Below are 26,532 nucleotides of genomic sequence, written 5' to 3'. Positions count from 1 at the left end.
GCGGCAGCAACCGGCCGATTTCTTCTACGTCTCGGCGAATCGCAATTGTTTCGAACGAAGATCTTTACGCACCTTTTGTGAGCCTCGAATTTGCTTATTGACGGGAGCGAGAATATGGCTCGAATTGCATCAAGTAATTGTTGCCGTGGGAGGCGATTGATAATCATCGTGCAATTAAAGGTCCTATAGTCAGCAAACTCCACGGCATGGCATGCGACCGCCCGTCCGAATCGCCGGTTCGAGGTTGCCGGCCGCAACGGTCGACGGCCCCATCCGTCCTGTTGCCGCCGTTCAGCGGCCAGAACGATGGCGAAACAGGGGTGGCAGGATCGCTTAGATGTGCTCATCTGCGTTGGCTCGATGTCACGTCGATGAGGCTACCGCCACGGGTCCATCGGTAGTTGCGGCGGGGCGTTGCGCGGTGAGCAAACCAATCCTGAGAAAGTTCCGAAATCCGCCACGAAACCCGCAAATGCCGAGAACTGTTGCTACCGCGTAAAAGCGTGGTGTACGGTTTGGCGGCAGTCGGGTTGTGTGCCTAATCACACGTGGGGTTAGTCAAAGTCAGAGCTTGACGGAGGGATTTGCGAACGATGAAGTCTGCCGCCGCCGACGCTGTTGACCCGGTGGGAGTGGATCGGGCAGGCGTCCTCGCGGGTCTGATGCATCGCGGGAGCTTGCCGTGAGCGGCAGAAAACCGCCTGACGTCGCCAAGCCACTACGCACTCTGGGCGAGTTCTTCGCGATGTCGATGGACACCGTCGTTCAGATGTTCAGGCCGCCCTTCGCGTTCAGGGAGTTCGTCGAGCAGACGTGGTTCGTCGCGCGGGTTTCGATCCTGCCGACGATCATGATGACGGTCCCGTTCCTCATGTTGACGGTCTTCATCCTGAACCTGCTATTGCTCGAGGTGGGCGCCGCCGATGCATCAGGCGCGGGCGCGGCGCTCGGGGCAGTCCTCTACATCGGTCCGATCGTGACGGTGTTGGTGATCGCCGGTGCCGGTGCAACGGCGATGTGCGCCGACCTCGGCTCCCGGACCATCCGTGAAGAAATCGATGCGATGCGTGTACTCGGGCTCAATCCCGTGCACCGCCTGGTCGTGCCGCGAGTCCTAGCCGCCACGCTGATCGCGACGATGCTGACTTCGGTCGTCATCGTGGTTGGTCTGTTCTTCGGATTCCTGTTTTCGGTCTATGTCCAGGGCGTGACGCCAGGAGCGTTCGTCTCGAGCCTCACTCTGCTCGTCGGCGTCCCCGAACTCGTCATCGCCTTATCCAAGGCGCTGATGTTCGGGTTCTTCGCCGGTCTGATCGCTTGCTACAAGGGCCTTTCCGTTGGAGGCGGACCAGCGGGCGTCGGCAACGCGGTAAACGAAACAGTCGTCTTCGTCTTCATCGTGCTGTTCCTGATCAGCACCATCACCACGATCGTCGGCGCGAAGGCAACGCTGTGAGTGCCCCCGCGCGGCAGTTGTTGCCGCGGATGCAGTACCGCGCCCGTCCGTTGACCAACGGCTGGAATCGCGTTGGCGAGCAAGCGCAGTTCTTCGTCCGGACCATCGCAGGCACCAAAGACGTCTGGGTCCATTACAAGGTCGAACTGTTGCGTCAGATTGCCCAGATGAGTCTCGGCGTCGGCGCCATGGCACTCATCGGCGGCACCATCGTCGTCGTGGCCTTCCTCAGCACCCAGGTGGGCTCGCTCGTCGCGATTCAGGTCTACGGCTCCCTGGCCAATGTCGGTATCGAGGCGCTCACCGGCTTCGCGTCGGCCTACGTCAACACGAGGCTCGCCGGCCCCGTGATCGTCGGCATCGCCATGGCAGCCACGATCGGCGCCGGCGCCACCGCGCAATTGGGGGCCATGCGCATCAATGAGGAGATCGATGCGCTCGAGGTCATCAGTGTGCGCTCCATCCCTTATCTCTGCTCGACTCGCCTCGTGGCGGGCATCGTGCTCTCGATTCCGCTCTACTGCATGGGATTGCTGGCCGCCTGGTTGGCAACCCGGCTCGGCACGGTCATCTCCTACGGACAGTCCACGGGCGTCTACGACCACTACTTCAACACTTTCCTCAACCCGATGGACGTTGTGCTGTCGCTCATTCAAGCGCTCGGAATGGCCACGATCGTCATGCTGATACACACCTATTACGGCTACACCGCTTCGGGCGGACCGGCCGGTGTCGGCGAAGCCGTCGGTCGCGCCGTGCGAGCGTCCCTTGTCGCAGTCATCGTCGTCCTTCTGTTTGTCGCACTTGGCATTTACGGCCAGGGTGGCGGACTGAATATCTCCGGGTAGCGGCGCATGGCGCGGAAGCTGAAGGCAGGAGAGAGTCGTATCCACCCTGGATGGTGGACGCTCATCATCCTCGTCGTGGCGATTGTCGCGATCGTGGTGGACGTAGCACTGTTCACCGGGTCGTACAAATCCTATGTGCCGGTTACGTTGAAGGCCGAGCGCACCGGGCTCATCATGGAACCCGGTAATGACGTCAAACTGCGCGGCGTCACGGTCGGTCGCGTAGACGGTGTCATACCCGGTGGCGCCAGCTTGCGACTCGACATCGACTCCGACCAAATCAAGTACATCCCGGCCAACGTCGAAGCCGAGATCAAGGCGACGACAGCCTTCGGCAACAAGTTCGTCGAGCTCATCGTGCCCGACGCACCCAGCCCGGCCCGGTTGAGCAAGGGCACCGTGTTGACGGCTCGAAATGTCGCGACCGAGGTGAACACCGTGTTCGAGAATCTGGTGGGCGTCCTGAACCAGATCGACACCGCAAAGCTGAACGCCGTGTTGTCAGCGCTCGCCGAAGGTCTACGCGGTCAGGGTGACGCACTCGGCGAGGCGATCACCGCGGGCGACGAGGTGTTGTCGGAGATAAATCCGCGCAGCGAGACGATTCGACAGGACTGGCGGGCGCTCAAGGGTTTCAGTGACACATATGGCGCTGCGGCGGGGGACATCGTGAAGGTTTTAGACGCGGTCAGCACCACCAGCACGACCATCACCGACCATGCTGAACAACTGGATTCGTTGCTGCTCAACGTCATCGGGCTGGCTGACAGCGGAATCAATCTGATCGCACCCTCGAAGGACAACTTCGTGCGCACGGTGAATGCGTTAGAGAGCACGACGAGCCTCTTGATGAAGTACAACCCCCAGCTCACATGTACGTTCACTGGCGGCAAGAACGTCATCGACTTCGGCTTCGCCGACGTCGCCGGCGGCCGGGATGGCAAGTCCGTGTTGCTCGACGTGGCACTGCTGTTGGGCGATGATCAGTACAAGTACCCGGACCATTTGCCGATCGTGGGTGCCAGAGGGGGACCTGGCGGTCAGCCGAGCTGCGGCTCCCTGCCCGACGTCGCGCAGAACTGGCCGGTGCGTTCTCTGATAACCAATACGGGCTATGGCACGGGTGTCGATATCCGACCCAACCCCGGCATTGGATTCCCGGGCTATGAGAACTTCTTCCCCTTCACGCGTGCAAATGGCCAGCCGCCGACGGTGAATCGCATCGGCCCGCCGGCGCCGGGGCCCATCCCTTACCCGGGCGCCCCGCCGTACGGCGGACAGCAGTACGCCCCGGACGGCACACCGCTGTACCCGGGCTTGCCGCCCGCGCCGCCTCCCGGCGCGCCGAAGGATCCGGGTCCACGACCGGGCCAGGAGCCGTTCGTGCCTCCCCATCCGGCGCAGATGCAACCCGTTCCGCCGCCGCCGATCCCGCCGGGGCCCGTTTCGCCACGACCCTGACCGACCAGCGTAGGAGGAAGCGCACTCGATGAAAGTGCCCCGGATTGATGGATGCTCATGAGTAGCTTGCGAGGTACCTTGTGGCGCATTGCCATCTTCTTGGTGATATGCACCCTGGGCTGGTTCGTCATGGTGGCCGTGTTCGGTCAACTTCGCTTCAGCGGCGAAACGTCGTACCGGGCCATCTTCACCAATGTCTCAGGTATGGAGCCCGGCAACTTCGTGCGTATCGCCGGGGTTGAGGTCGGCAAGGTCAAGAACATCGACGTCCAGGATGACGGGTCAATGCTCGTCGAGTTCGCCACCGACGACACGGTGGTGCTGACCGAAGGCAGCAGGGCGGTCATCCAGTACGAGAATCTGCTCGGCGATCGCTTTCTTTCGCTCGACGAGGGCGCCGGTGGAACCACCAGATTGCAACCAGGCCAGACCATTCCGATTACTCAGACTGAGCCGGCCCTGGATCTGGACGCTTTGATCGGCGGCTTCCGCCCCCTGTTCAACGCCCTGAGCCCGGATCAGGTCAATTCGCTTACCGGCTCGCTCATTGCGGCGTTCCAAGGCCAAGGTGCGACGATCAGCTCCTTCCTGGAGCAGACCGCCTCACTTACCAACACGCTCGCCGACCGCGACGAGCTGGTTGGTGAGGTGATCGTCAACTTGAACACCGTCCTCCGTTCACTAGGTGACCAGCAGAACCAGTTCGCCACGGCCGTCGACTCGCTCTCGGAGTTGGTGTCGGGTCTGCGAAACCGCAAGCAGGACATCGCCAACGGCGTGGCCTATGTCAACGAAGTCGCCGGATCAGTGGCAGATTTGTTGCAACAGACTCGGTCGTCTTTGACCAAAGTGGTCAACGAGACCGACCGAGTGGCGGGCAATATCGTGGCCGACGCCGACTACATGAACAATCTGCTGGACACTCTTCCCGACGCGTACCGGATCCTGAATCGGCAGGGCATCTACGGAGACTTCTTCAGTTTCTATCTGTGCGACATCGTGCTCAAGCTCAACGGTAAAGGCGGACAGCCGGTCTATGTGAAGTTAGCCGGACAATCCACTGGAAGGTGCACACCGAGGTGAAATCCTTCCAGGAACGAAATCCATTGATCATCGGTGCGATTGGGCTGGCGCTGTTCATCGGTGTGTCACTCGCGGCGATCAACTATGACAAGTTGCCGTTCCTGTCCACAGGCAAGGAATACTCTGCCTACTTCGCCGAGGCCGGCGGGTTGCGTCAAGGCGCCGACGTCCGAGTGAACGGCCTGAGATCCGGCAAGGTCGAAAGCATCAAGCTCGACGGTGCGCAGGTGCTGGTGACATTCAAGGTACGGGAGGCGATTCGGCTCGGCGATCGCTCTGAGGCGGCGGTAAAGACGAACAGCGCGTTGGGCAGCAAAGTTCTGGAGATAACGCCACGGGGCGAAGGGCAGCAGGCGGGGCCGATACCGTTGGCCCGGACCACATCTGCCTACCAACTGCCCGACGCGATTGGTGATCTGACGACTGCCATCAGCGGCCTCGACACCGATCAGCTCTCCAATTCGCTGAAGGTGCTGTCCGAGACCTTTGCCAACACTCCGCCGGATGTTCGCGCAGCAGTCGAAGGAGTGGGCCGCTTCTCCAAGACCCTCGCGGATCGCGACGCCGAGCTACGAAGCCTGTTATCCAACGCCGACAAGTCGACCACCGTACTCGCCGAGCGCAGCGACAAGATCGTCAAGCTCGTGCACGACACCAATGAGCTGCTTGCGGCACTACAAAGTCAGAGCGGCGCATTAGACCAGTTCTTCAACAGCCTTTCGGGGGTGAGTCAGCAGCTCAAAGGGTTTATCGCGGAGAACCGCACCGAGCTGAAGCCGGCGCTGGAGAAGCTCAACGGAGTGCTGGCCATCGTGGACAACCACCGAGAGCAGGTCAAGCTTGCGGTCAAGGGCCTCAACAGGTACGCGCTCGGCCTGGGCGAGTCGGTGGGCTCGGGCCCATTCTTCAAGGCCTACGTCGTCAACCTGCTTCCAGGCCAATTCGTCCAGCCCTTCATCGACGCCGCCTTCTCCGATCTCGGCCTGGACCCCAATGTCCTGGCGCCCACTGAGCGTTCTGACCCGCAAGTCGGTCAGCCCGCCACACCTGCGCTGCCCATGCCGTTCCCGCGTACCGGCCAGGGAGGCGACCCACGCATGACGATTCCTGATGCGATCACCGGAAATCCGGGTGACCAGCAGTGTGGCCCGCCAGGACTGGCACTACCAGGGCCGGGGTGCTATCCCTACCGTGAGCCGCTGCCTGCGCCACCGCCGGGCGGTCCGCCGCCCGGGCCGCCCGCGCTCCCCGCGCCTGGCCAGGAATCGACCCCGACACCGCCGACTCCGATCCTCGATCGAGCCCCTGGTGAGCAGGTGCCGACCGTCCACGGCGCGGCGCCGGACGCAGCAGGGACCGAATCCCAAGGTGGAAGTCGATGAACGCGTTGAGAACCCGAGTTGGAAGAGGTGCCCTCGCAGCCACCTTGGCGCTTCTTCTGGTGGCGGGGTTCTTGGTGGCCAGCTTCGGAGAGGCAGCGCGGGCGTACACCCTGGTCGGCTACTTCGAGAACAGCAACGGGATCTACGTCGGTGACGACGTTGTCATTCTCGGCGTGCCCGTTGGCACAGTGAAGTCGATTGAGCCGCAACCATTGCGAACCAAGATCACGTTCACAGTCGATGACGAGTACGACGTGCCGGCCGACGCCAAGGCCGTGATCCTTTCGCCAGCACTGGTCACCGCGCGATCCATTCAGCTGGTACCCGCATACACGGGCGGACCGACCATGCGAGATGGAGCGGTGATCCCACGAGAGCGCACGGCGGTGCCGGTGGAGTTCGACCAGTTCCGCGAACAGTTGGAACGGCTTGCCGACACACTTCAGCCAACTGAGCTCGGAGGCGTGAGTACGCTCGGCGCCTTCGTCAACACTGCCGCCGAAAACCTGCGCGGTCAGGGTGCCAACATTCGCGAAACCCTGATCCAGTTGTCGGACGCTTTCTCCGCGCTCGGTGACAACAGCAAGAGTCTGTTCGGGACTTTGCGGAATCTGGCGATTCTGGTGTCCGCTCTGGAAGACAGTTCCGCGGTGCTACAGGAGCTCAATCAGAATCTGGCCAGTACGACGAGATTGGTCACCAACGACCAGAACGAGGTCGGTGCGGCGGTCAGTGATCTGTCAGACGTCGCGGACGACGTGAAGACCTTCGTCGCCGAGAACCGCGATACGCTGGGTACGACATCTGAGAAGCTGGCTGGTGTCTCGCAGATCTTGAATGAGAATCTCGACGACATCAAACAGTTGGTTCACGTGGCTCCCAACGCATTTCAGAATTTTTTGAACATCTATCAGCCAGCGCAAGGCACACTGACCGGGGCGTTGGCCTTCAACAATTTGGCGAATCCCGTCCAGTTCCTCTGTGGGGCAGTGCAGGCGGCGTCCCGATTGAACGCAGAGCAATCCGCCAAGCTGTGTGTGCAGTATCTGGCCCCCATCGTCAAGAACAGGCAGTACAACTTCTTTCCGCTGGGGGTGAATCCATTCGTCGGCGCGTCGGCTCGGCCGAATGAGATCACTTACAGCGAGGACTGGATGCGCCCTGACTACATTCCGCCATCTTCGTCTGCGTTGCCCGCGGAGGCGGCACCACCAGAGCCGGGAGCGCCTCCGGCCGGGCCGTTGCCGCCACCGGGTGGGGTCTTCACAAGGTTCGGTGAACCCGCCAACCCCTACCATGGTCAGCCGCCGTTCGTGCCTGCCAAACCGGCCGACCAGGTGCCGGGGAATCCTGGTGACGCGCCGGTGGTTCCGGCGCCGATAGCGACTGACCCTGATGCCGGGCTTCCCGGATTGATGGTCCCTCACGGGGGTGGGCAATGAAATCTAGGATTCGTCGACATGCCGTTGTAAGCCTTGCCGTTTGCGTGGTGCTCGTGGTGTCGGGGTGTGGTGACTGGCGTGGGTTGAACTCCCTGCCGCTGCCGGGGACGGAGGGCAGGGGGGCGGGTGCCTACACCATCCAGGCGGAGCTGCCTCAGGTCGTCAACCTCGATAACAATGCCCGGGTCCGCGTCGGCGACGTGACGGTGGGCAACGTCATCAGGATCGAGCGCCAGGGTTGGCACGCACTGGTGACCATGATGTTGAACGGTGATGTGGACCTGCCCGCTAATTCCACAGCGACGCTGGGTCAGACAAGCCTGTTGGGATCGCTGCACATCGAACTGGCGGCGCCGACAGACGAGCCAGCACAAGGGAAGCTGGGCCAGGGTTCGATCATTCGGCTGCAAAACGCGGGCGCGTATCCGACCACGGAGGAGACGCTCAGTGCGCTGTCGCTATTGCTCAACGGCGGGGGGATCGGCCGGATTGGAGAGATCACCAAGGAACTCAGCAAGGCCTTCGACGGCCGCGCTGAAGACCTGCGCAGCCTGATCACGCAACTCGACCTGTTCGTCGAGTATCTCGATGACCAGAAAGACGACATCATCGCCGCCGCAGACAGTCTCAACTATCTGGTCGGGCAGATCGCGGAACAGGAACCGGTGGTCGACAGGGCGTTGAGCACCGTACCTGACGCACTCGCGGTGTTACGCGACGAGCGCGAAACGATCGCCGACGCGGTGGATGAGATCGGCAAGTTCAGCGCATTGGCAGCCGATTCCGTGAACCAAACGAAAGAGAATTTGGTCAGGGAGCTCAGGGATCTCGGCCCCGTGCTCGAATCGCTGGCCAATGCGGGCCAGGATCTAACCCGTTCGCTGGACTTCTATTCCACGTTTCCGTTTCCAAAGCCCACGCTGAGCAAGTGGCTGCGTGGTGATTACGCCAATTTGACCGCGGTCGTTGATCTGACCCTCAGCCGACTGGATGCGGGACTGTTCACCGGTACCTTCTTCGAGGGTGAGTTGACCGAACTGGAGCTGCAATGGGGTCGGACGATCGGACAGATGCCCAGCCCGTACACGGCCCGAAACCCACTTGTTGCTCCCTATCAGTTCAACCAGGGGCCATGAGATGAACCTGACGAGGCGTGTTTGGATTCAGTTGGTCGCGGTGGCGACCATAGCCCTGGCCGGCGTAGTCATCATGTTCTTTCCCGTGCTGCAACTGCCCTCGCAATGGTTTGGCGTGGGGCAGTACTCCGTCACCGCACAGCTCCCACAGGCTGGCGGGCTTTACGAACGCGGAAACGTCACGTATCGCGGGTATCAGGTCGGGCGCGTGAAGTCGGTACGTCTGACCGACACAGGCGTCGAGGCCGTACTTTCGCTCAACTCCGATATCAAGATCCCGTCGGACGTCAAAGCCGAGGTTCACAGCGTCTCGGCCATCGGTGAACAATACGTCGATCTCCTTCCGCGCAGTGCAGATGCGCCAGCGTTAAAGAACGGCGACGTGATTGCACAAGACCAGACGACGGTGCCGCCGAACATCAGCTCGCTGTTGGATGCGACCAACCAGGGTTTGCAGGCGATTCCGCGCGACAATCTGAAAACGGTGGTCGACGAGGCTTACACCGCCTTCGGCGGACTGGGACCTGAACTCCAACGGTTCCTCAAGGGCGCGACCGCACTGTCGCTCGACGCCCGCGCCAACATCGACGAGTTGACCGCTCTCATCGACAAGTCGAAACCTGTGCTGGATTCGCAGACGAATACGTCTGACTCTATCTCCGCGTGGGCGGCCAACCTCGCGACGGTAACGGGTGAGCTGCGCGAGCAGGATGAGAGCGTCAAGACTCTTCTGCAGGAGGGACCGGCCGCCGCAGGAGAAGTGCGTGCGCTCTTCGATCAATTGCAGCCAACGCTGCCAGTCGCGATGGCCAACTTGGTTTCGGTCGCTGAGGTCGCGGCGGTTTATCGTCCCAACCTGGAACAGTTGCTCGTGCTTCTGCCGCAGGGTGCGGCCGCAATTCAAGCCACCGGCGTGGCGAATCGAAACACGAAGCAGGACTACGCCGGCGCGTTCCTCAGCTTCAACTTGAACCTCAATCTCCCGCCGGCCTGCACCACCGGATTTCTACCTACCCAGCAGCAGCGCGCCGCCGCATTCCAGGATTACCCGTCGCCGCCCGACGGCGATTTGTACTGCCGGGTCCCTCAGGACTCACCGTTCAATGTCCGAGGTGCGCGCAACACACCGTGCGTCGAACACCCGGGTAAGCGGGCGCCCACGGCGAAACTCTGTGAAAGCGACGAGAACTACCTGCCACTCAACGACGGCTACAACTGGAAGGGCGATCCGAACGCCACGCTGTCCGGCCAGAGCGTCCCGGCGCCGAGGGATCCTGCCGCCCCGGGGGCGGGTCCGCCCGCTCCGCCCGCGCCACCGACGCCGCCCATCGCGGTCGCCGAGTACGACCCGGCGACCGGACAGTACATGGGGCCGGACGGTCAGCTGTACACACAGTCTGATCTTGCCGCGGGTGCCGGGCAGCGCAGCTGGCAGGACATGTTGATCCCGCCCGGGAGCTGACTTAGACCGTCAGGTGGTCAGCGCGACGGGCCCGACGGTTCGGCAATCGGGGCGGAACTCCTCGGTGATGTGTAGCCAGCACCCCGTGCCGGTGGCCGTATACGCACCGGAACTCGGTGCAGGAAGAATGATCTCGGCCAGACTCCAGCCTGGCGTCTGCTTGCATTGGCTGGCGCCGCCCGGAGCCTGAACACATACCGTGACATCCGTAGGTGTGGCATTCGACGCACACGTGGTGGGCGTCATATTCGCCCGTACCCCCCGTCCTCCTCCCGGGATTATCACGAGTTCCGGTCGCGACAGCGCATATTCGCAGCCAGCCACAGATCCATCTGCCGGCGACGCAGATGCGACACCGTCAGTGCTGGCGCCAGAACCGATCGCCAAGAAGGCCAGCATCGTCGATGCGATCAGCGCGCGCGATTTGATTGCCATCTGGAAACTACCTCTTCACCTGTTATGTCAAGGTCGGGGCGGACCATTCGGAAAGCAGCTGTTCGACCGTGGTGATCCTGCCGAGCACGGCAATCGTGTTGTCCAGTACCTGGTCTCCGTACTCGGCCGGGGTGCCGCCGACGACGTCCCGAGGCACGATGAGGCGGAAGCCGGCCTGGGTGAGGTGCCCCGCGGTGATCGGGAGCGCGAGGTTCAACGAGACGCCCGCAAGGACGACCGTGCTGACGCCCAGTCCCCGCAGGACCGGCAGCAGCTCGGAATCCATTGTCGGAAAGAGGCCATGGTGACGGGGCAGCACGAGATCGGTCGGTGCGAAAAGCTCGGGTAGAACTTGAGTCTCGGGGTCGCCCGGCGACCAGGATGAGGTCAACGGACCCAACGTGCGCCACAGTCGAGCGGTACCGGGATGTGCGCCCCCGAGGGACCCTTCGAAAGTCGCGTGCACGATCCGTGCGCCGCCGGCGCGGGCAGCGTCGAGCAGCCGACGCAGGTTTGCGACGAGTCCCGCGCTGTCGGCCGCCAGCTTCGGCAGCACCGAGTCGGGGCCGAGCACGCCGTTTTGGCATTCCACACACAGGACTGCGACGGTGTTGTCCATCGTTGTCTAGTAACGCAGTAGCAGCGAGTCGAGACCGAAAGTATTTGCAGGAAAGGGGATCTCCGGGACACCGTCGGTTGCGAGCTCGAAGTCGGGCACGCGCTTCAGCCACTCCTGGACGATCAACATGAGCTCCATCCGGGCCAGATGGGATCCCAGGCAGCGGTGCGGACCGCCGCCAAAGCCCCAGTGCGGGTGTACCTTTCCATCCATCACGACATCGTTGGTCGAGATCGCATCGCTGTCGTCGCGATTGATCGCGGCCAGACACAGCCGGACACGCGTATCGGACGGGAAGGTCACCCCTCCGAGGGTGACCTCAGTGGTGGTCACCCTCGGCACGATCGGTGCCGGCGGTTCCAGCCGCACGATCTCCTCGACGAAGACCCGTATTTCGTCGGGATGCTCGAGCAGTTTGTGCCGGAGCTCGGGATTGCGGGCGAGTTCCAGCATCGCAAAGCCCATCGAGGATGTGACGGTGTCCAACCCGGCCAGCACGAACAAGAAGCTCAGGCCGATGGCTTCGGCGTCATCGAGTGGGTCCTCACCGGTGAGGACCCTGGACAGCAGGTCGTCGCCCGGGCTTTCACGGCGCTCGTTGATCGCCTCGGATACGTAGGTGACCAGTTCGAGGGCTGGCGTGAGATCGGCCCCTTCCATCGACGGTAATTCCGAGAGTGCGATCACGTTGTCTTTCCAGGCAATGAGACGATCGCGGTCCTGAAGCGGCAGCCCGAACAACGTGAGGAACACCTGCGATGGATAGGGGATGGCGATATCGGCCATCACATCGCACTCGCCCTTGGCCGCGGCGGCATCGACGATGGCGATGGCCTGCTGCTGCAGCGATGGCAGCATGTCCTTGAGAGTGTGCGGACTGAAGAACGGCTGCAGGATCTTTCGGAACCGCGTGTGCTCGGGCGGATCGAACGAGATCGGCACCAGCGGCAACGGGCTGCCGAGTTCGTCGAAGGCCTTTTTCGACGAGAATCGTTCCGGATCACGCAGGGCGGTCAGCACGTCTTCGCGATGTGTCAGGTAATACCAGCCGTCCGCATATACGACAGGCCCGGCGTCGCGGAACACCTTCCAGCCGACGCCTCGATCGGCGGCCATCGGTAACGTCGCCCACTCGAGTACGGGCACGCCGTCCAGCACGGTGTGGCGGTCCTGCTCGACGCTCATGGCTCTCCCTTGCTATTAGAAAGCCGACCGGTGCATTCCACCGTCGACCTCGATCCACGCCCCGGTGATGTAACCGGCCGCCTCAGAACACAGATATGCGATGAGCGAGGCGATCTCGTATGGTTTGCCCATTCTCGCTGCCGGCACCCGCGCCTGACCCAGCATGAACTCGCGGCGCTGCTCGTCGGTGTCCGCGCCCATGTTGTTCGCGATGTAGGCGATCGCGTTCTCGGTCTCGATCCAGCCTGGCGCGACCGTGTTAACCGTGATGCCGTAGCGGGCGTACTCGTCGGACACTGTCTTGAGGAGTCCGACGGTCGACGGCCGGGTCGCGTTGGCCACCGCGTGGTGGATGTTGCCCGCCGGTTCCTTGGCTGTTCCCGAACCGATGTGCACGAAGCGGCCCCAACCGGCTCCCTGCATTGCCGGCAGCACCGTTCGCAGCAGAAAGATCTGGCTCATTGTGAACGCCTCGAAGGACTCGCGGTAGACGTTGAGATCGTTGATGTCGGCGAAGTCGCCGGGACGTTGATAGATGGCTTGGCCGATGACGATCAGCGGTGACCCGATGACATCGCCGACCTGCCGGACGGCATCCGCGATCTGCTGTTCGTCGCTTACGTCGGCACACACGCCGACCGCTTCGGCGCCGTCGGCGCGCAACGTCTCCACGGCGGCGTCGACGTCCCCCTTGGTCCGGGCGAGCACCGCTACCCGGCAGCCCTCGGCGGCAAGCATTTTGGTGACTTCGAACCCCATGCCCCTGCTGCCGCCGACGATCAAAGCCGACCGGTCCCTGATGCCGTAGTCCATCGTGCGGCCGCTACCGGCGGATGTCCATGCCGGCATCGACCTTGAGCACGCTGCCGGTGAACGAGCGGCCGTGGTCCGAGATCAGGAACAGGATGGCATTGGTGACATCGCGCGGTTCGATGACGGGCAGATCCGGCAGCGCCGTCTGCATCGCGTTCACCAGATGAGGTGTCTGTTCGATGACCTTGAACAGCGCGGGATTCTCGGTCACCATCGGTGTCACGCAGTTGGTCGGGGCCACTGCATTCACCCTGATACGTTCCGGCGCAAGAAGATTGGCGTACGACTGCACCAATCCGGTGATGGCGAGCTTCGACATGTTGTACGCGTCGGAGCCGCCGCGGCCGTCGGTGACGTTCAGAAGGGCCGCCATCGAACTCGTGGCGATCAGGTTGCCGCCTTCACCGCGTTCCTTGATGTGGGGGATGGCGACCTGGAAGGTGTTCCAGACGCCGATCAGCATGATGTCGATGCCGACCCGTAACGCCTCGTTGGCATCGGCTTCGTCCGGATTGGTGAGGATGACGCCCGCGTTGGCGATGACCGTGTCGATGTGGCCGAATTGCTGCACGCCTGCGTCGAATGCCGCCTGAAGCGCGGACCTGTCACGGACGTCGGCCTTCTGGAAGGCCATCTCCTGGCCGGTCTTCTCGACCAGCCGAGCGGTCTCCTCGAGCTCCTCGAAGGTGCCCAGCTTGTAGGGCGCGACAGCGAGGTCTTCGCAGATGTCGACGCCAACGATGTTCGCGCCCTCCTCGGCGAACATCACCGCATGAGACCGGCCCTGTCCGCGGGACGCTCCGGTGATGAAGACGACTCGGCCGTCAAGCAAGCCCATCGCGTATGTCCTCTCGTCGGCGTGGCTCGATCGTACGCCGAGCCGCGCGAATCATTCAACTATTTGCCTCTTTAGCGGTGCGCTACCTCGGTCCGAACCGCTGGGCGCCGTCCAGCCGCATGACCTCACCGTTCACATAGCCGTTGGCCAGCAGAAACACGGCGGCGTCGGCAAACTCGTCGGGCGTGCCCAGGCGTTTGGGGAAGGGCACGTTGGCGGCGAACTTGGCGATCGCCTCTTCGCCCACCGACTCCATGATCGGCGTCTTCATCGTGCCTGGCGCGATGGTGTTCACGCGGATTCCGAGCGAGCTGAGATCGCGGGCTCCCGCGAGGGTCAGCCCGATGACACCCGCTTTCGCCGCGGCGTACGCCGACTGTCCGATCTGGCCCTCGTAGCCGGCAATGGATGCCGTCAACACCAGTGCGCCGCGTTCGCCGTCGGCATGCGCGTCCGCGGCGGCGACGGATGCGGCCACCAGACGGGTCACGTTGTAGGTGCCGTTGAGGTACAGGTCGATGGTCTTGGTGAAGCCCGCGAAATCGGCCGGGCTCCCGTCGCGCCCGACGATGCGCTCGGCGACGCCAAATCCGCCGTGCGCCACAACGGCGTAGCGCAGCCGGCCGAGCGTATTGGCCTGCGCGATCGCGTCGTTGACGGAGTCCTCGCTCGTCACGTCGGTGCTGACGAACGCTGCCCGGTCACCCAATTCGTCGGCCAGCGCCTTGCCCTTGTCGGCGGCGAGGTCGGCGATGACGACACCGAGACCCTCTGCGTGCAGACGTCGAACAGCCGCTTCGCCGAGACCACCCGCTCCGCCGCTGACGATCGCCGACGCGCCACTGAACTTCTCGTTGCCCACGTATTCTCCTCTGGTGCAGTTGCTTTCAGATGTTCCCGATGACCAGGTCCCACGGTTCGGCGGCGGTCAGCGCCATTCGACCGAGCTTGCGGGCGTGGCCCACCGTCGTCCCGTAGTCGGACGTCCAGCTCTGGGCACGCATGGTCACCGACCACAACGAATGCTCGTCGGTGACGCCGATCGCGCCGTGCAGCTGATGGGCGATCGTGGTGACCGGGGTGACGGCGCGGCCGACGACGACCCGCGCCACGGTGACGGCGTACTCGGTCTCCGGCGCGGAGAAGCCGTAGTCGGCGGCCGCAGCGACGGCGAGAGTGGCGACGGCCCTCGCCCGTTCGATCTCACCGGCCATCGCGGCCAGTGAGTGCTGCACCGACTGGAACTTGCTCAGGGCGCGGCCGAACTGCACGCGTTCGGTGGTGTGGGCCACCGACATCGCGGCCGCGGCGTCGAGCGCGCCGATGATCTGCATGCATCGGCACCACGAGCCGCGCAGCAACAACTCGTCGACGAGCGCGGCGTCGACTTCGGTCAGGGCGGCGGCATCGACATCGAACCTCACGCGGTCGCGGGGTTCGCCGGCGAGGTTGTGGCCGTCGGTGATGTCCACCCGCCCCGGGTCGATGAGTCCGACCCGCGCCGCACCCGCGTTACGCATCACGAGCAGCACAGCCACACTCGCCCGCGTCCACGGCACGTCGGTCGCTGCCGCGGCGTCACGGTCGGCGATCGCGACGGTCAACGGGCCGACGGGCAGCTCAATTCCTATCGTGTTGCCCAACCAGGCTGCCAGCGCGTCGGTTTCGGCGATCGGGACCGCGCCGGCGTATCGGGCGATTCCACGCAGGACGACCGCGAGCTGTTGGGGCCCCGCATCCAGTTCCGGCGTGCTCGTCAGCCGCGCCAAGCCGGTCTCGTCGAGGTTGCGCCACAGCGACTCGTCGAAGATCTCGGGTATGCGGCGCGATCCAAGCCGGGCTTCAAACGATCGCGCTCCGATGTCGGCGACCAGCTGTCGCAGCTCGGCGTTGTCGTCGTCGACGGGCCCGCCATCGAACACTCCTCCGGAAAGTGCGCTCATCGCAGCCCCATTCCGCGTGCCACGACACCGCGCAACACCTCGTTGGTGCCACCGCGCAGAGTGAACACGGCCTTGTGTAGGCGGGCGGTCGTCAACAGCTCGCTCAACTCGGGTGTCATCGGCACTCTGTCGACGAGATCGGTGATCGCCTCGATCGAGTCCTGCTCGAACCGGGTACCGAGATCCTTGACGAGCGCTGCCTGGTTGGCGGCGTCCCCGGCGCTGGTGAGCATCCTTGCCACCCAGACCGACAACTGGCGCAGCGAAATCAACCGTGCCAGAAGGTCTCCCACGTCCTCGGCGGTGCGGTCGTCGCACGGCCCGGCGCTCATCACACGGATCGCCGCGACGATCAGCGGAGCGGTCGACAGCAGCCGTTCGGGACCGCTGCGCTCGAACGACAGCTCGGAGGTGACCTGATGCCAGCCATTGCCGATCTCACCGAGCACATCGGCGTCGGGTACCAGCACGTCGTCGAAGATGACCTCGTTGAAGTGGTGCTCACCGTTCATCAAGCGGATCGGTTCGATACGCACACCAGTGGCATCGCACGGCACGATGAACTGGCTGAAGCCGGCGTGCCGCCGCTCGGGGTCCGGCGGACTCGTCCGGGCCAGGACGACCACTTGATGAGCCAGATGTGCGCCACTCGTCCACACCTTGGTGCCGTTGAGCAGCCATCCACCGTCAGTCTTCGTCGCCTTCGTCTGCACAGCGGCGAGGTCCGATCCCGCGGTGTGCTCGCTCATGCCGATCGAAGAGAAGTAGCGCCCCGCGGCGATCCTCGGCAGCAGCCGCTGGCGCTGCTCATCGTTGCCGTATGCAAGTAGGCCGGGGGCGACCTGACGGTCGGCGACCCAATGGGCGGCCACCGGGGCACCCTGGCCGAGCAGCTCTTCGGTCACGACATAGCGATGGAGGTGGCTCAGCCCCTGGCCGCCGTACCGCTTCGGAATGATCATGCCGACGAATCCCGCATCGCCGAGGCGGGCGCTGAATCCCTCGTCCCACTGGCCCAGCCACGAGTCGACGGCGGGTCGCCAGCCGTACTCGGCGCGGTCGGCGGACAGGAACTCGCGTGCCGCCGCCCGCAGTTTGGCCAACTCGGGCTCGTTGGCGCTCAGCGCGGCGAAAGAGGTCACCGTGCTCACGCCCGGACCGCGGGCAGCGGCGTGGCAGGTAGGTAGAAGTTCGGCGTCAGATCCTCCTCGTGCGCGGCGAGCCGGTACGGCGAGAAGTCGTCGACGCCCTCCTCGCGCAGTACGTCCTCGTCGCTGTAGAAGTGGCCGGTGCACTCGGCCGCCGGACGGGTGATCAGCGCGACGACCGCGTCGGCCATGATGCGCGGATCGCGGGCCTGTGCCCGCACCGTGTCCTCTCCCATCGCGAGCATCATCCCGGTGCTCGCGACGGTGGTTGCCGGCCACACCGAGTTCACCGCGATCGGTATCGAGGCGAACTCTGCCGACCAGCCCAGTGTCAGAAGGCTTTCCGCATATTTGCCGACGGTGTGGCCGACATGGGCGCCGACCCACGACGGATCCATGTTCAGCGGCGGCGAGACGTTGACGATGTGTGCGTTGTCGGATTGGCGCAGATGCGGCAGCGCGGCCTGCACCACCGCGAAGGGTCCCTCGGTGTTGATCTCCAGGAGCCGGCGGAAGTTCTTGGGTGGCAGCTTCGCCGTGGGGCGTAGGTCCAGTGCCCCCGCGTTGTTGATCACGACGTCGATGCCGCCGAACGCGTCGGCGATGTCGGCCACCGCGGCCGCCGCGGCGTCGGCGTCGCGGATATCGCACACGACGGGCAGAGCCTGACCGCCCGCTGCTTGTACCGCTTCGGCTGTCTCGACCAGCGTGCCCGTGATCTTGGGATTGGGGGTGTCGGTCTTGGCGAGCAGGCCGACACGGGCGCCGTCCGCTGCCGCCCGTACGGCGATCTCCCGTCCGATCCCACGACTGGCACCGGTGATGATGACGACGCAGTCGCGCAGGGTGCGGGGCATGGGCTCAACCACCGTGCTTTCTCCTCGGGCGGGCGTTGGATCGCGTGCTGCGGAATGCTATAACTATATAGCTTATTAACCAATTCGAGCCCGGGTCCCACCCGTCCAGTGAAGCGAGATGTTGTGACCTCAGTCGTGTCTATCGGGACGTACCTACCGCCGTGGGTCGGTCGTGGTAGGGGCTCCCGGCGCGTCAAGGGGCCCGACGAAGACGCCCTCACCATGGCGGTCGCGGCGGGCCGGGCCGCCGATCCGGATGCGTCGGCGCTGCGCGTCGTGCTGGTGTCACGGAATTTTCCGCTCGTCGAGGGCGGAAACGGCGCCGTCCTGCTGGCCGCCCTCGGACTGCCGGGCAACGTTGCCGTCACCGAGGTGCTCGGTGGTGCGCCAGCCGTGCTGGACCAGATCCTTGGAGCCGCCCCTGACACGCTGGTCATCGGTGCGGATGACAGCGAAAACGCCGTCGGGGCCGCCGCGGTGCTGACCGGCAAGGCGGGCGCCGAAGTCGCGGCCAGAGGCCGGGCAAGCCGAAGCCTGCCGCTGCTGGCCCGTCGCGACGACGGTTCGAGACACACCTATCCGGACCCTCGGCTGCAGCGTGAGGTCGGCGTCCGCGCGACGCTGGCGAAGCTGGATCTCGGCGGTGGAACGGTAGTGGGTGTCGTCGGGGTATCGGCCGGTCAACTCGGCCGCGATTTCAATACGTCCGGCGCTGTCGAGGAGCCGACGTCGTCAGCCGCCGGAGTGATACGGGCGCTCGCCGCCGCGATCGACAATGGATCCCCGGGTCTGCTGCTCACAGTGGAGCAGGCCGTGATGAGCGTGGGCGAGGTGACGCCCGGCGATATCCGGATCTCGCGCGACGAGGTCGAGCCGCGCGAACTTCCCGACTTCAAGACCGCCGAGGGCGTCGGCATCCCGATCTCGATGCCGGCGTACAGCCGTGCGTTCGAACCGAAGATTCGTTGGGAAGCAGCCGTTTTCGAGGAGCGACCTGGCATCGACTCGGCGCCGCAGTTCCCGCCCCGGGTGCGGGTGGACGACTCGGGGACGCTGGCAAGCGACTATCGGCTCGAACCGCTGCCGCGCACGGGCACCGTCTACACCCACACGACGATCCGCATACCGGTGCCCGACCTTCCCAGTCCGTACTCGCTGGCGGTCGTGCAGCTCGACGGCAGCCCGGTGCGCGCGCTGATGAAAGTGACCGGGGTGCCCGCCGGTGAGGCGATGATCGGTCAGGCTGGGGCGGTGGTGTTGCGCCGAATCGCGGTCCGCGCCGGGATACCCGACTACGGGTACGCGTTCTGGCCGGGCCGCAGCGAGGAAGGAGTCGAGGCATGAGGAAAGTCGCCATTGTCGGGGCGGGGATGACGCCGTTCGCCGAGCACTTCGAACTGGGCGTGAAGGACCTCGTGCCGATGGCGTATGCCGAGGCCGTCGCGGGTGTCGACAAGGGCATCACGAAGTCCGAGATCGAGGCGGCCTGGTTCGGCGAGCTGTCGACCACGGACGGATTTCCCTCAGGCATCCTTGCCGACACGCTCGACCTCACCGATATACCCGTCACCCGCGTCGAGAATGCCTGTGCAACAGGAAATGACGCGATCCGCAACGCGACGATGGCCATCGCATCAGGGATGTATGACGTCGCGCTCGTGGTGGGCGCCGACAAGGTTCGCGAGACGTCGTCGACGACGACGTTCTGGGACTGGGCGGCTATGACCCGGGACAACGCGTGGGATTACCCGCTCGGGCTGGTCGCTCCCGCGAATTTCGCACTGCATGTGATTCGCTATCTGCACGAGTCGTCCGCGACGAAGGAGCACATGGCGATGGTCGCGGTGAAGAACCATTTCCACGCGCTAAATAACCCCAAAGCGCAACTGCGCTACGAGATCACCGTCGAGCAGGCACTGGCCGCCCCGATCGTCGTCGAACCCTTCGGCCTCTACGACTGCACGCCGCAGAGCGACGGTGCCGCGGCGGTCATCCTCGCCGCCGAGGATGTGGTGGACCGTTATACCGATCGGCCGGTCTGGGTGCGGGGTGTCGGCCTCGGCATGGATCGGGTGATGCACCAACACAAGACGGACATGACGACCTTTCCGCCTACGGTGCGTGCGGCCAAGTCGGCGATGAAGATGGCGGGTCTGACACCGCGGGACGTCGACGTGGCCGAAGTGCATGACTGCTTCACCGGCGTGGAGCTGATCAGCTACGAAGACCTTGGTTTCGCGAATCGGTTCGAAGCGTACAAGCTCGTGGAGAGTCGCGAACACTATGTGGGTGGGTCGATTCCCATCAATCCCAGCGGCGGACTCAAGGCCAAGGGGCATCCACCGGGTGCCACCGGGGTGGCGCAATGCTATGAACTGTTCAACCAACTTCGCGGCGAGGCGGAAAACCAGGTCGACGGCGCACGAGTGGCGTTGGCGCACAACATCGGTGGCCCTACCGCGGTATCCGCGGTCACCATACTTTCCAGCGACAAGAACTGACGGGAGTGCCCCACGTGACAACTTCTGAGATCGCCACCCTACCCGGCTACGAGGAGTTCGCCCCGTGGCTGCTTGTCGAGAAGACCGGCAACGTGCACGTGGTGAGCATCAACCGACCCGAGGCGTTCAACGCGGTCAACGAGGAGGTTCACCACGCCTTCGCGACGATCTGGCGGGTGCTCACCGCGGACGACGACGTCCGCGCGGTCGTCACGACCGGGGTAGGCAAGGCGTTCTCGGCCGGCGGGGACATGGTGATGTTCGGCCGCCTGATCGAGGACCCGGTTGCGCGTCAGTTCCAGATCCACGAGGCGCGAACGGTCTTCCTCGAGGTGATCAACTTCCCCAAGCCTCTGGTGTCAGCGGTCAACGGCCCGGCGGTGGGTTTGGGCTGCTCCATCGCCCTGCTGAGTGATTTCCTTGTGATGGGGGAGAGCAGCTATCTCGCCGACCCGCACGTGGCCGTCGGGCTGGTCGCCGGTGACGGCGGAGCGGCGATGCTGCCCCTGCTTGTCGGCATGATGAAGGCCAAGGAGTACGTGCTGCTCGGCGACAGGATCACCGCGCCCATCGCCGAGAAGCTCAACCTCGTCACCAAGATCGCGGCTGACGGCGCGGAACTGGAGGATGCGCTCGCGATCGGGGAGCGCCTCGCCGCGTTGCCGCCACAGGCGTTGCGTGCCAGCAAGGTTGCGCTGAACATGCACCTGTCGCGTGCGGCGTCGGGCGTGCTGGAATACGCTCTGGCCGAGGAGTTGACGTCCTTCTCGACACCGGAGTTCAAAGAGCGGGTCGCCGCGTTCCGTGCCCGATCCAAGAAATAGTGGTTAGCGGTACGCCGTGACCCGCGCGGTGAGCGCCGGCCTGCCGTCCTCGGTCAGAGCCTGGGCGTCGGCGACCGCGGTCGTCCTGCCGATCCGCAACGGTGCGGCCTCGTAGCGGGAATGCTCACCCGCGAAGAAGGGCCGCAGGAAGTTCACCCGGAGCGACGCCGTACGCATCGGCGGTCCACCCGCATTGATCACCGCGGATGCGGCGAGTTCGAGCCCGGCCGAGGCGACACCGCCGTTGACGACGCCGACGGCGTTGTCCAGGAACGGATCCGGCCGTTGCCGCAGCACACAAAAGTCGGATGCGACGGCTCCGATCTGAACTGCCATCAGTTCCGACAGCGGCGTCGACGCGGTCCGGCGCAATGTCTCCTCGGGCTCGTCGCGGACGACCCGGTCGGGGGTGAGGAAGAAAGACCGGACGGTACCGCCGCCGATGATGACGTCACCACACGTCAGCGTGCAGAAGGACAGGGACGTGCTACCGCGTGGGCCCAAGAGTTGCCCGACCGCCACGACCGGCGCCGCGTCGTCCGCTGTCGCACGTTCGCTGCCGTCCGGGCTCAGGTCCAGCGTCAACTCCGTGGACACCGTCCATTCGCCGGGCTCGTGCCGGAAGTGATTCACGAACCCGCTCACCGCGTCCACGAGGATGCCAAGCGGACCCACCGTGGGCATGTCGGTGACGGGATTGCGCATGCCCGCCAACGGCATCGACATCGCGGCGGTCTCGCTGGTCACATCCGCGTCGATCATCTTGATGCCGAAGCGGCGCAAGACATGCATGGGCGTCTCGATGAGAACATCGGGACGCCCGTCGGCCTGGGTCATTCGAGAAGATCGACGACCGTTGACATTTCGGCACCCGTCAGCACGTATTCCTCGGCCTTCTGCAGATGCCGCTTCCACAGGTCGCCGGCCTTCTCCGCTTCACCGGCCTTGATCAAGTCCAACACCATGCGGTGAGTCTTCGCCGACCGGCGGACCGCCTGCTCGGCAGGCGAACCCTCGGTGGGCTGTAGCGATCGGTTCGCCTTCTCGATGATGTGGTGCAGCATGGCGCTGATGATCTGCAACGTCTTGTTGCCGGACAGGCGGGCGACCGCGGCGTGGAAATCGGTCAGTTGGTCGACGGCATGGCCGCCTGGCTGCAGTTGGGACTCGCGCTCGACGATCTCCTCGAGTTCGGCGATCACCGCGGCGTTGCGGCTTTTCGCCAATTCAACGATCATCGGTGTCTCGAGCGTCATCCGCGCCTCGTAGACGTCTTTCAGCGTGACACCCTCGTATTCGAGTATCAGCCCGGCGTAGCGAGCGAGCGTCTCACGTCGCGGACGCGTCACGCGCGCGCCGCCACGGACGCCGCGCTGGACTTCGATGAGCGATTCGGATTCGAGCACTCGGAACGCCTCGCGCAGCGTCGGCCGGGACACCCCGAAACGTTCCATCAGCTCGGACTCGGGCGGGAGCATCGTCCCTTCGGCGATCTCACCGCGGATGAACATCTTGCGCAATACGGTGGCCACTCGATCGGCCATTTTCGGCTCCCGAAGGCTGGTGACCTCCATATCGACTCCTCCACCGTGTTGCGAAAACCACTAACTATTTGGCAGGTTAACTGAATTGCGCCGCCGACTCGGGTATCCGCGCCAACGGAGTGATCAAGCTCATCGTCAAAAGCCCATCGCCCGGCCCATCAAGTCCTTCATGATCTCGGTGGTCCCGGCGTACAGGCGCTGCACGCGAGAGTCCCGCCACAGCCGCGCCACCTCGTATTCGTTGATGTAGCCGTACCCGCCGTGCAATTGCAGGCAGCGGTCGATGATCTCCCACTGGACCTCCGAGGTCCACCACTTCAGGCCGGCGGCGTCCGCGTCGGACAGGGTGCCGTCGTTGACGGACAGCACGCATTGGTCGAGATAGGTCTGGGCGGCGTCGAGCTTTGTCTGCATTTCGGCGAGGAAGTGTCGGTTGACCTGGAACTGGCCGATCGGCTGTCCGAAGGCGGTGCGCTCCTGCGCGTAGGTCTTGGTGAGATCGAGAGCCCGCCGGGCGGCCGGCAGCGCGTAACAGGCCACGCCGACCCGCTCGCTGGGCAGGTTGGACACCAGGTGGTAGAAGCCGCGGTTCAACTCGCCGACCAAATTCTCCTTGGGCACCTTGACGTCCTCGAAGAACAGTTCGGCGGTGTCGGCGGAATACTGACCGATCTTGTCGAGCTTGCGTCCGCGGGTGAAGCCCTCCATCCCGTCTTCGATCATCAGCAGGCTGATGCCCTTGTGGCGGGCCGAGGGGTCGGTCTTGACAGCGGTGAGTACCAGTTTGGACAGCAGTCCGTTGCTGATGAATGTCTTCTGTCCGTTGACGACCCAGTGGTCACCTTCGTCGCGGGCAGTGGTCTTGATACCTGCGAGATCGGAACCGGCGGCCGGTTCGCTCATCGCCACGGAGCCGATCAGCTCGCCCGAGATGAAACCCGGCAGCCAGCGCTCCTTCTGTTCCTCGGTGGTGAGGTTCTGCAAGTACGGCATCAGGATGTCGTTCTGAACACCGAGGCCGATGCCGACGGAACCGGTCATGAACATCTCCTCGGAGATGATCTGGTTGAACCGGAAGTCCTTGACACCCAACCCGCCGTAGCGTTCGTCGAACTCCCAGCCGATCAGGCCGTGTTCACCGGCGGCCAGCCACGCCTCGCGGCTGACCTTGCCGTCGCGTTCCCACTTCTCGACATACGGAACGCACTCGCGCTCGAAGAACTCCCGGGCGGTAGCCCGGAAGTCATCGTGGACCTCATCGAATATGTTGCGGCGCATGCACTTCCTTTGTCATTCCCAACTGATGATCGCCGGCAGCGCGCGACCGGGTTCGTAGATGTCGAAAAGGCGGTCGGCGAGCAGCGATTCCAGCTGCAGATAGGAACCGCACAGTGAATCGACCTGAATCCCCCGTGCGACGTAGCGGTGCAGATCGTGTTCGGCGGTGACCCCGATCGCGCCACACACCTGCAGCGTCGCGTCGCTGACGGCCCGGTGCGCACGGCCCGCAGCCACTTTCGCGGTCTGTGCCGACAAAACACCCCCGTAGCACCATGATTCGGTCAATAGCGCCCGGGCGCCCTCCAGCGTCGCCGCGGCGTCGGCGAGGAGATGGCGCGGTGACTGTAGGGAGCCGATCTCGACCCCGAATTGTTTGCGCACGCTGATGTGGTCGACCGCGATGCGCAGCGCCGTATCGGCAAGACCGATCAGCTCGGTGGCGATCGCGCGGTGCGCCGCGGCGATCGCACGGCCCCATTCTGTCGACGCGTCGATCAGCTCGCCGTCGACCGGGCCGTCCACGCGCGTCCACACCACAGACGCGTCGAAGGTATCCATCGGTTCGCCGCGCAGCATGTCGGCGTCGAGGACGGCGATCGAGACGGTGCGCATCGCCCGCGAGACCGGTACCGCGACGCGGCCGCGCAGGGGGCCCAACACGATGCCCTTGACCTGGTCCTCGTTGGAGCTCGGCGCGTGCGCGTGGCTCAACGCAGGCAACACGACCGCGTCGACGTCACCGTCGAGCAGCGATCCGAGCTCGGCGAGCATGACCCGGTCCAGCGCGTCGGTGAGGGCCAGCGATCGGCCTTGCGCCCGGAACAGCAATTGGCAGGCTTCGATCGGGTACTCGGATTCGATTTCGTCCCAACCGAGTTCGTCGAGTCGTGGGCCGAGCGCGACGTGTTCCTGCTTGGCGGCCAGATCGTCGAAGAGACGAAACACCGCCTCCTCGATCATCGGCCAGGCGCCGTCTGCCGGATTCGCTCCCGACGTGCGCACTGTCATGACGCCCGCCTTTCCTTGGGCAGTCCGAGCAGGTGGTCGGCAATGATCCCCCGCTGCACCTCGGCAGTGCCGCCCATGATCGTCGCGGCGCGTGAGTACCACCATTCCGCGCGGGCAGTATCGAGCTCGGCTTCCTGCCCGGCCCCGGACCGGGCTCCGACCATCATGTGGTCGCGGGCGACGTCGAGCAGGAGATCGTTGGCATCCCGCTCGGCCCGGCTGAACAAAAGCTTGTCAATGCTGCTGTCGGCCCCGACAGATTCGCCCGCCGCGAGCTTGCGCACCGTCGTCGCGGCGCGGGCCTGGGCGGCGATCACGTCGACGTAGACGCGCGCGAACCGTTCGCGCTGCGACGTACTCGACCCGCGGATCACCATGTACTCCCGTAGTCGGCCGAGTTCGGTCAGGACCTTGTTCAGCACCGCGTAGCCATACATGCCGCGTTCGTACTGCATCAGAAACATCGTCACGGCCCATCCGCCGTCGATCTCGCCGACCAACCGCTCGCGGGGGACGCGCACGTCGTCGAAGAACACCTCGGCCAGCTCGCGCCGACCGCTCGCGAGCGCGATCGGCCGCACCGTCATGCCGGGAGCGTCGGTGTCGATCAGCAGCATCGACAGCCCGCGATGGCGGCTTTCCGGGGCACCCGTCCGTACGAGCACACAGAGGCGTTTGGCGGTGCTGCCCTGGCTGGTCCAGATCTTCTGACCGTTGACGACGAAATCGCCGGATCCATCGTCTATTGCGCGGGTGCGCAGCGACGCCAGATCGCTGCCCGATTCGGGCTCGGAGAAGCCCTGGCCCCACCACTCCTCACCCGCGAGATAGGCGGGTAGATACTGGCTGGCCAGCGCCGGCGCGTACTTGAGCACAGCTGGGGCCATGACCTCAAGCGTCCACGCCTGGGCGGGGATCGGCAGCATCGCGTGGCCGAGTTCCTCGAAGTAGATGGCGCGGTGAATCTCGTTGCCGCCGTAGCCGCCGACCGACTCGGGCCAGCCGTATCGGTTCCAGCCATCGGCATTCAGCCGGGCCATCACCGCGGCATCGTGCGCCAGGCCGTCCTCGGCCGTCAGGCTGGCTGCCGTCCGCCAGGCGTCGGCGCAGTCCAACGTGCGCAAATACTGGCGAAAGTCATGGCGATACAGCGCCACCTGGTGCAGGTACTCGGCGCGAGCCGGCAAGCTCCCCCTCCATCCACTCCGGGGATTCGGCCGGTGCGGACGAATCAGCTAAACAATTATCTATAAGAGTTACACTAGC

General features: G+C 64.4%; 24 protein-coding genes. 11 read left to right on the top strand and 13 right to left on the bottom strand.

The window, feature by feature from the left end:
* Positions 1 to 745 precede the first annotated feature (745 nt).
* Genes G6N42_RS15125 through G6N42_RS15090 form a run of 8 tightly spaced genes read left to right on the top strand, consistent with a single transcriptional unit; the run spans position 746 to position 10,270 of the window.
* On the top strand, positions 746 to 1,456 hold the full coding sequence (locus G6N42_RS15125; RefSeq protein WP_163737589.1) for an MlaE family ABC transporter permease: 711 nt from the start codon (positions 746 to 748) through the stop codon (positions 1,454 to 1,456).
* Between the two features lie 29 nt (positions 1,457 to 1,485).
* Positions 1,486 to 2,304, top strand: a complete 819-nt coding sequence (locus G6N42_RS15120; RefSeq protein WP_174262257.1) for an ABC transporter permease — start codon at positions 1,486 to 1,488, stop codon at positions 2,302 to 2,304.
* 6 nt (positions 2,305 to 2,310) lie between these two features.
* Positions 2,311 to 3,765: an MCE family protein gene (locus tag G6N42_RS15115; RefSeq protein ID WP_163730317.1), complete on the top strand. Its 1,455-nt coding sequence runs from the start codon at positions 2,311 to 2,313 to the stop codon at positions 3,763 to 3,765.
* 51 nt (positions 3,766 to 3,816) lie between these two features.
* Positions 3,817 to 4,848, top strand: a complete 1,032-nt coding sequence (locus G6N42_RS15110; protein ID WP_163730316.1) for an MCE family protein — start codon at positions 3,817 to 3,819, stop codon at positions 4,846 to 4,848.
* Positions 4,845 to 6,230: an MCE family protein gene (locus G6N42_RS15105; RefSeq protein WP_232076145.1), complete on the top strand. Its 1,386-nt coding sequence runs from the start codon at positions 4,845 to 4,847 to the stop codon at positions 6,228 to 6,230. Before G6N42_RS15110 ends, G6N42_RS15105 begins: the two co-directional genes overlap by 4 nt.
* Positions 6,227 to 7,672 carry an MCE family protein gene (locus tag G6N42_RS15100; protein ID WP_163730314.1) on the top strand — a complete coding sequence of 482 codons (1,446 nt, stop codon included), beginning with the start codon at positions 6,227 to 6,229 and terminating at the stop codon, positions 7,670 to 7,672. Before G6N42_RS15105 ends, G6N42_RS15100 begins: the two co-directional genes overlap by 4 nt.
* Positions 7,669 to 8,808, top strand: a complete 1,140-nt coding sequence (locus G6N42_RS15095; protein ID WP_163730313.1) for an MCE family protein — start codon at positions 7,669 to 7,671, stop codon at positions 8,806 to 8,808. The genes G6N42_RS15100 and G6N42_RS15095 overlap by 4 nt, the downstream gene beginning before the upstream one ends.
* A 1-nt stretch (position 8,809) precedes the next feature.
* Positions 8,810 to 10,270 (top strand): MCE family protein, encoded by a 1,461-nt coding sequence (locus G6N42_RS15090; protein WP_163730312.1) that lies wholly within the window; start codon positions 8,810 to 8,812, stop codon positions 10,268 to 10,270.
* A gap of 457 nt (positions 10,271 to 10,727) precedes the next feature.
* Here G6N42_RS15090 and G6N42_RS15085 read toward each other — a convergent pair whose 3' ends face one another.
* The 8 genes from G6N42_RS15085 to G6N42_RS15050 form a co-directional block, all read right to left on the bottom strand.
* Positions 10,728 to 11,324, bottom strand: a complete 597-nt coding sequence (locus G6N42_RS15085; RefSeq protein WP_163730311.1) for a cysteine hydrolase family protein — start codon at positions 11,322 to 11,324, stop codon at positions 10,728 to 10,730.
* 6 nt (positions 11,325 to 11,330) lie between these two features.
* Positions 11,331 to 12,509 carry a cytochrome P450 gene (locus tag G6N42_RS15080; protein WP_163730310.1) on the bottom strand — a complete coding sequence of 393 codons (1,179 nt, stop codon included), beginning with the start codon at positions 12,507 to 12,509 and terminating at the stop codon, positions 11,331 to 11,333.
* 15 nt (positions 12,510 to 12,524) lie between these two features.
* The gene (locus G6N42_RS15075; RefSeq protein ID WP_232076144.1) at positions 12,525 to 13,358 is read right to left on the bottom strand and encodes an SDR family oxidoreductase; all 834 of its coding nucleotides are present in this window, start codon (positions 13,356 to 13,358) and stop codon (positions 12,525 to 12,527) included.
* Positions 13,333 to 14,160 carry a mycofactocin-coupled SDR family oxidoreductase gene (locus tag G6N42_RS15070; RefSeq protein WP_163730309.1) on the bottom strand — a complete coding sequence of 276 codons (828 nt, stop codon included), beginning with the start codon at positions 14,158 to 14,160 and terminating at the stop codon, positions 13,333 to 13,335. The genes G6N42_RS15075 and G6N42_RS15070 overlap by 26 nt, the downstream gene beginning before the upstream one ends.
* Before the next feature lie 82 nt (positions 14,161 to 14,242).
* A complete protein-coding gene (locus tag G6N42_RS15065) occupies positions 14,243 to 15,022 on the bottom strand; it encodes an SDR family oxidoreductase (protein WP_163730308.1) in 780 nt (259 codons plus the stop codon).
* A 25-nt stretch (positions 15,023 to 15,047) separates the two neighbouring features.
* Entirely contained in the window at positions 15,048 to 16,103 is a 1,056-nt protein-coding gene (locus G6N42_RS15060; protein ID WP_163730307.1) for an acyl-CoA dehydrogenase family protein, read from the bottom strand.
* On the bottom strand, positions 16,100 to 17,245 hold the full coding sequence (locus G6N42_RS15055) for an acyl-CoA dehydrogenase family protein (protein ID WP_163737583.1): 1,146 nt from the start codon (positions 17,243 to 17,245) through the stop codon (positions 16,100 to 16,102). The genes G6N42_RS15060 and G6N42_RS15055 overlap by 4 nt, the downstream gene beginning before the upstream one ends.
* A 5-nt stretch (positions 17,246 to 17,250) precedes the next feature.
* A complete protein-coding gene (locus G6N42_RS15050; protein WP_163737580.1) occupies positions 17,251 to 18,108 on the bottom strand; it encodes an SDR family oxidoreductase in 858 nt (285 codons plus the stop codon).
* Between the two features lie 123 nt (positions 18,109 to 18,231).
* On the opposite strand from G6N42_RS15050, the gene G6N42_RS15045 reads away from it, so the two are divergent.
* The 3 genes from G6N42_RS15045 to G6N42_RS15035 are packed head-to-tail and all read left to right on the top strand — an operon-like array spanning position 18,232 to position 21,433.
* Positions 18,232 to 19,452: an OB-fold domain-containing protein gene (locus G6N42_RS15045; RefSeq protein WP_163730306.1), complete on the top strand. Its 1,221-nt coding sequence runs from the start codon at positions 18,232 to 18,234 to the stop codon at positions 19,450 to 19,452.
* The gene (locus G6N42_RS15040; protein WP_163730305.1) at positions 19,449 to 20,609 is read left to right on the top strand and encodes a thiolase C-terminal domain-containing protein; all 1,161 of its coding nucleotides are present in this window, start codon (positions 19,449 to 19,451) and stop codon (positions 20,607 to 20,609) included. Before G6N42_RS15045 ends, G6N42_RS15040 begins: the two co-directional genes overlap by 4 nt.
* Before the next feature lie 14 nt (positions 20,610 to 20,623).
* On the top strand, positions 20,624 to 21,433 hold the full coding sequence (locus tag G6N42_RS15035; protein ID WP_163730304.1) for an enoyl-CoA hydratase/isomerase family protein: 810 nt from the start codon (positions 20,624 to 20,626) through the stop codon (positions 21,431 to 21,433).
* Between the two features lie 3 nt (positions 21,434 to 21,436).
* On the opposite strand, the gene G6N42_RS15030 is transcribed toward G6N42_RS15035, so the two are convergent.
* From G6N42_RS15030 to G6N42_RS15010, 5 genes are all read right to left on the bottom strand, one after another.
* Entirely contained in the window at positions 21,437 to 22,270 is an 834-nt protein-coding gene (locus G6N42_RS15030) for a PaaI family thioesterase (RefSeq protein ID WP_163730303.1), read from the bottom strand.
* Positions 22,267 to 23,007, bottom strand: a complete 741-nt coding sequence (locus G6N42_RS15025) for a FadR/GntR family transcriptional regulator (protein WP_163730302.1) — start codon at positions 23,005 to 23,007, stop codon at positions 22,267 to 22,269. Before G6N42_RS15025 ends, G6N42_RS15030 begins: the two co-directional genes overlap by 4 nt.
* 105 nt (positions 23,008 to 23,112) lie before the next feature.
* Entirely contained in the window at positions 23,113 to 24,255 is a 1,143-nt protein-coding gene (locus G6N42_RS15020; protein ID WP_163730301.1) for an acyl-CoA dehydrogenase family protein, read from the bottom strand.
* Between the two features lie 12 nt (positions 24,256 to 24,267).
* Complete coding sequence (locus G6N42_RS15015) at positions 24,268 to 25,266, bottom strand: acyl-CoA dehydrogenase family protein (protein ID WP_232076143.1); 999 nt, start codon at positions 25,264 to 25,266, stop codon at positions 24,268 to 24,270.
* On the bottom strand, positions 25,263 to 26,453 hold the full coding sequence (locus G6N42_RS15010; protein ID WP_232076142.1) for an acyl-CoA dehydrogenase family protein: 1,191 nt from the start codon (positions 26,451 to 26,453) through the stop codon (positions 25,263 to 25,265). Before G6N42_RS15010 ends, G6N42_RS15015 begins: the two co-directional genes overlap by 4 nt.
* Between the last annotated feature and the right edge of the window lie 79 nt (positions 26,454 to 26,532).

Origin of the sequence: Mycobacterium gallinarum, from assembly GCF_010726765.1 — a bacterium.
Taxonomy (GTDB): domain Bacteria; phylum Actinomycetota; class Actinomycetes; order Mycobacteriales; family Mycobacteriaceae; genus Mycobacterium; species Mycobacterium gallinarum.
Note: the sequence above shows the minus strand (reverse complement) of the source record. Positions and strands in the feature narration are given on the sequence as shown.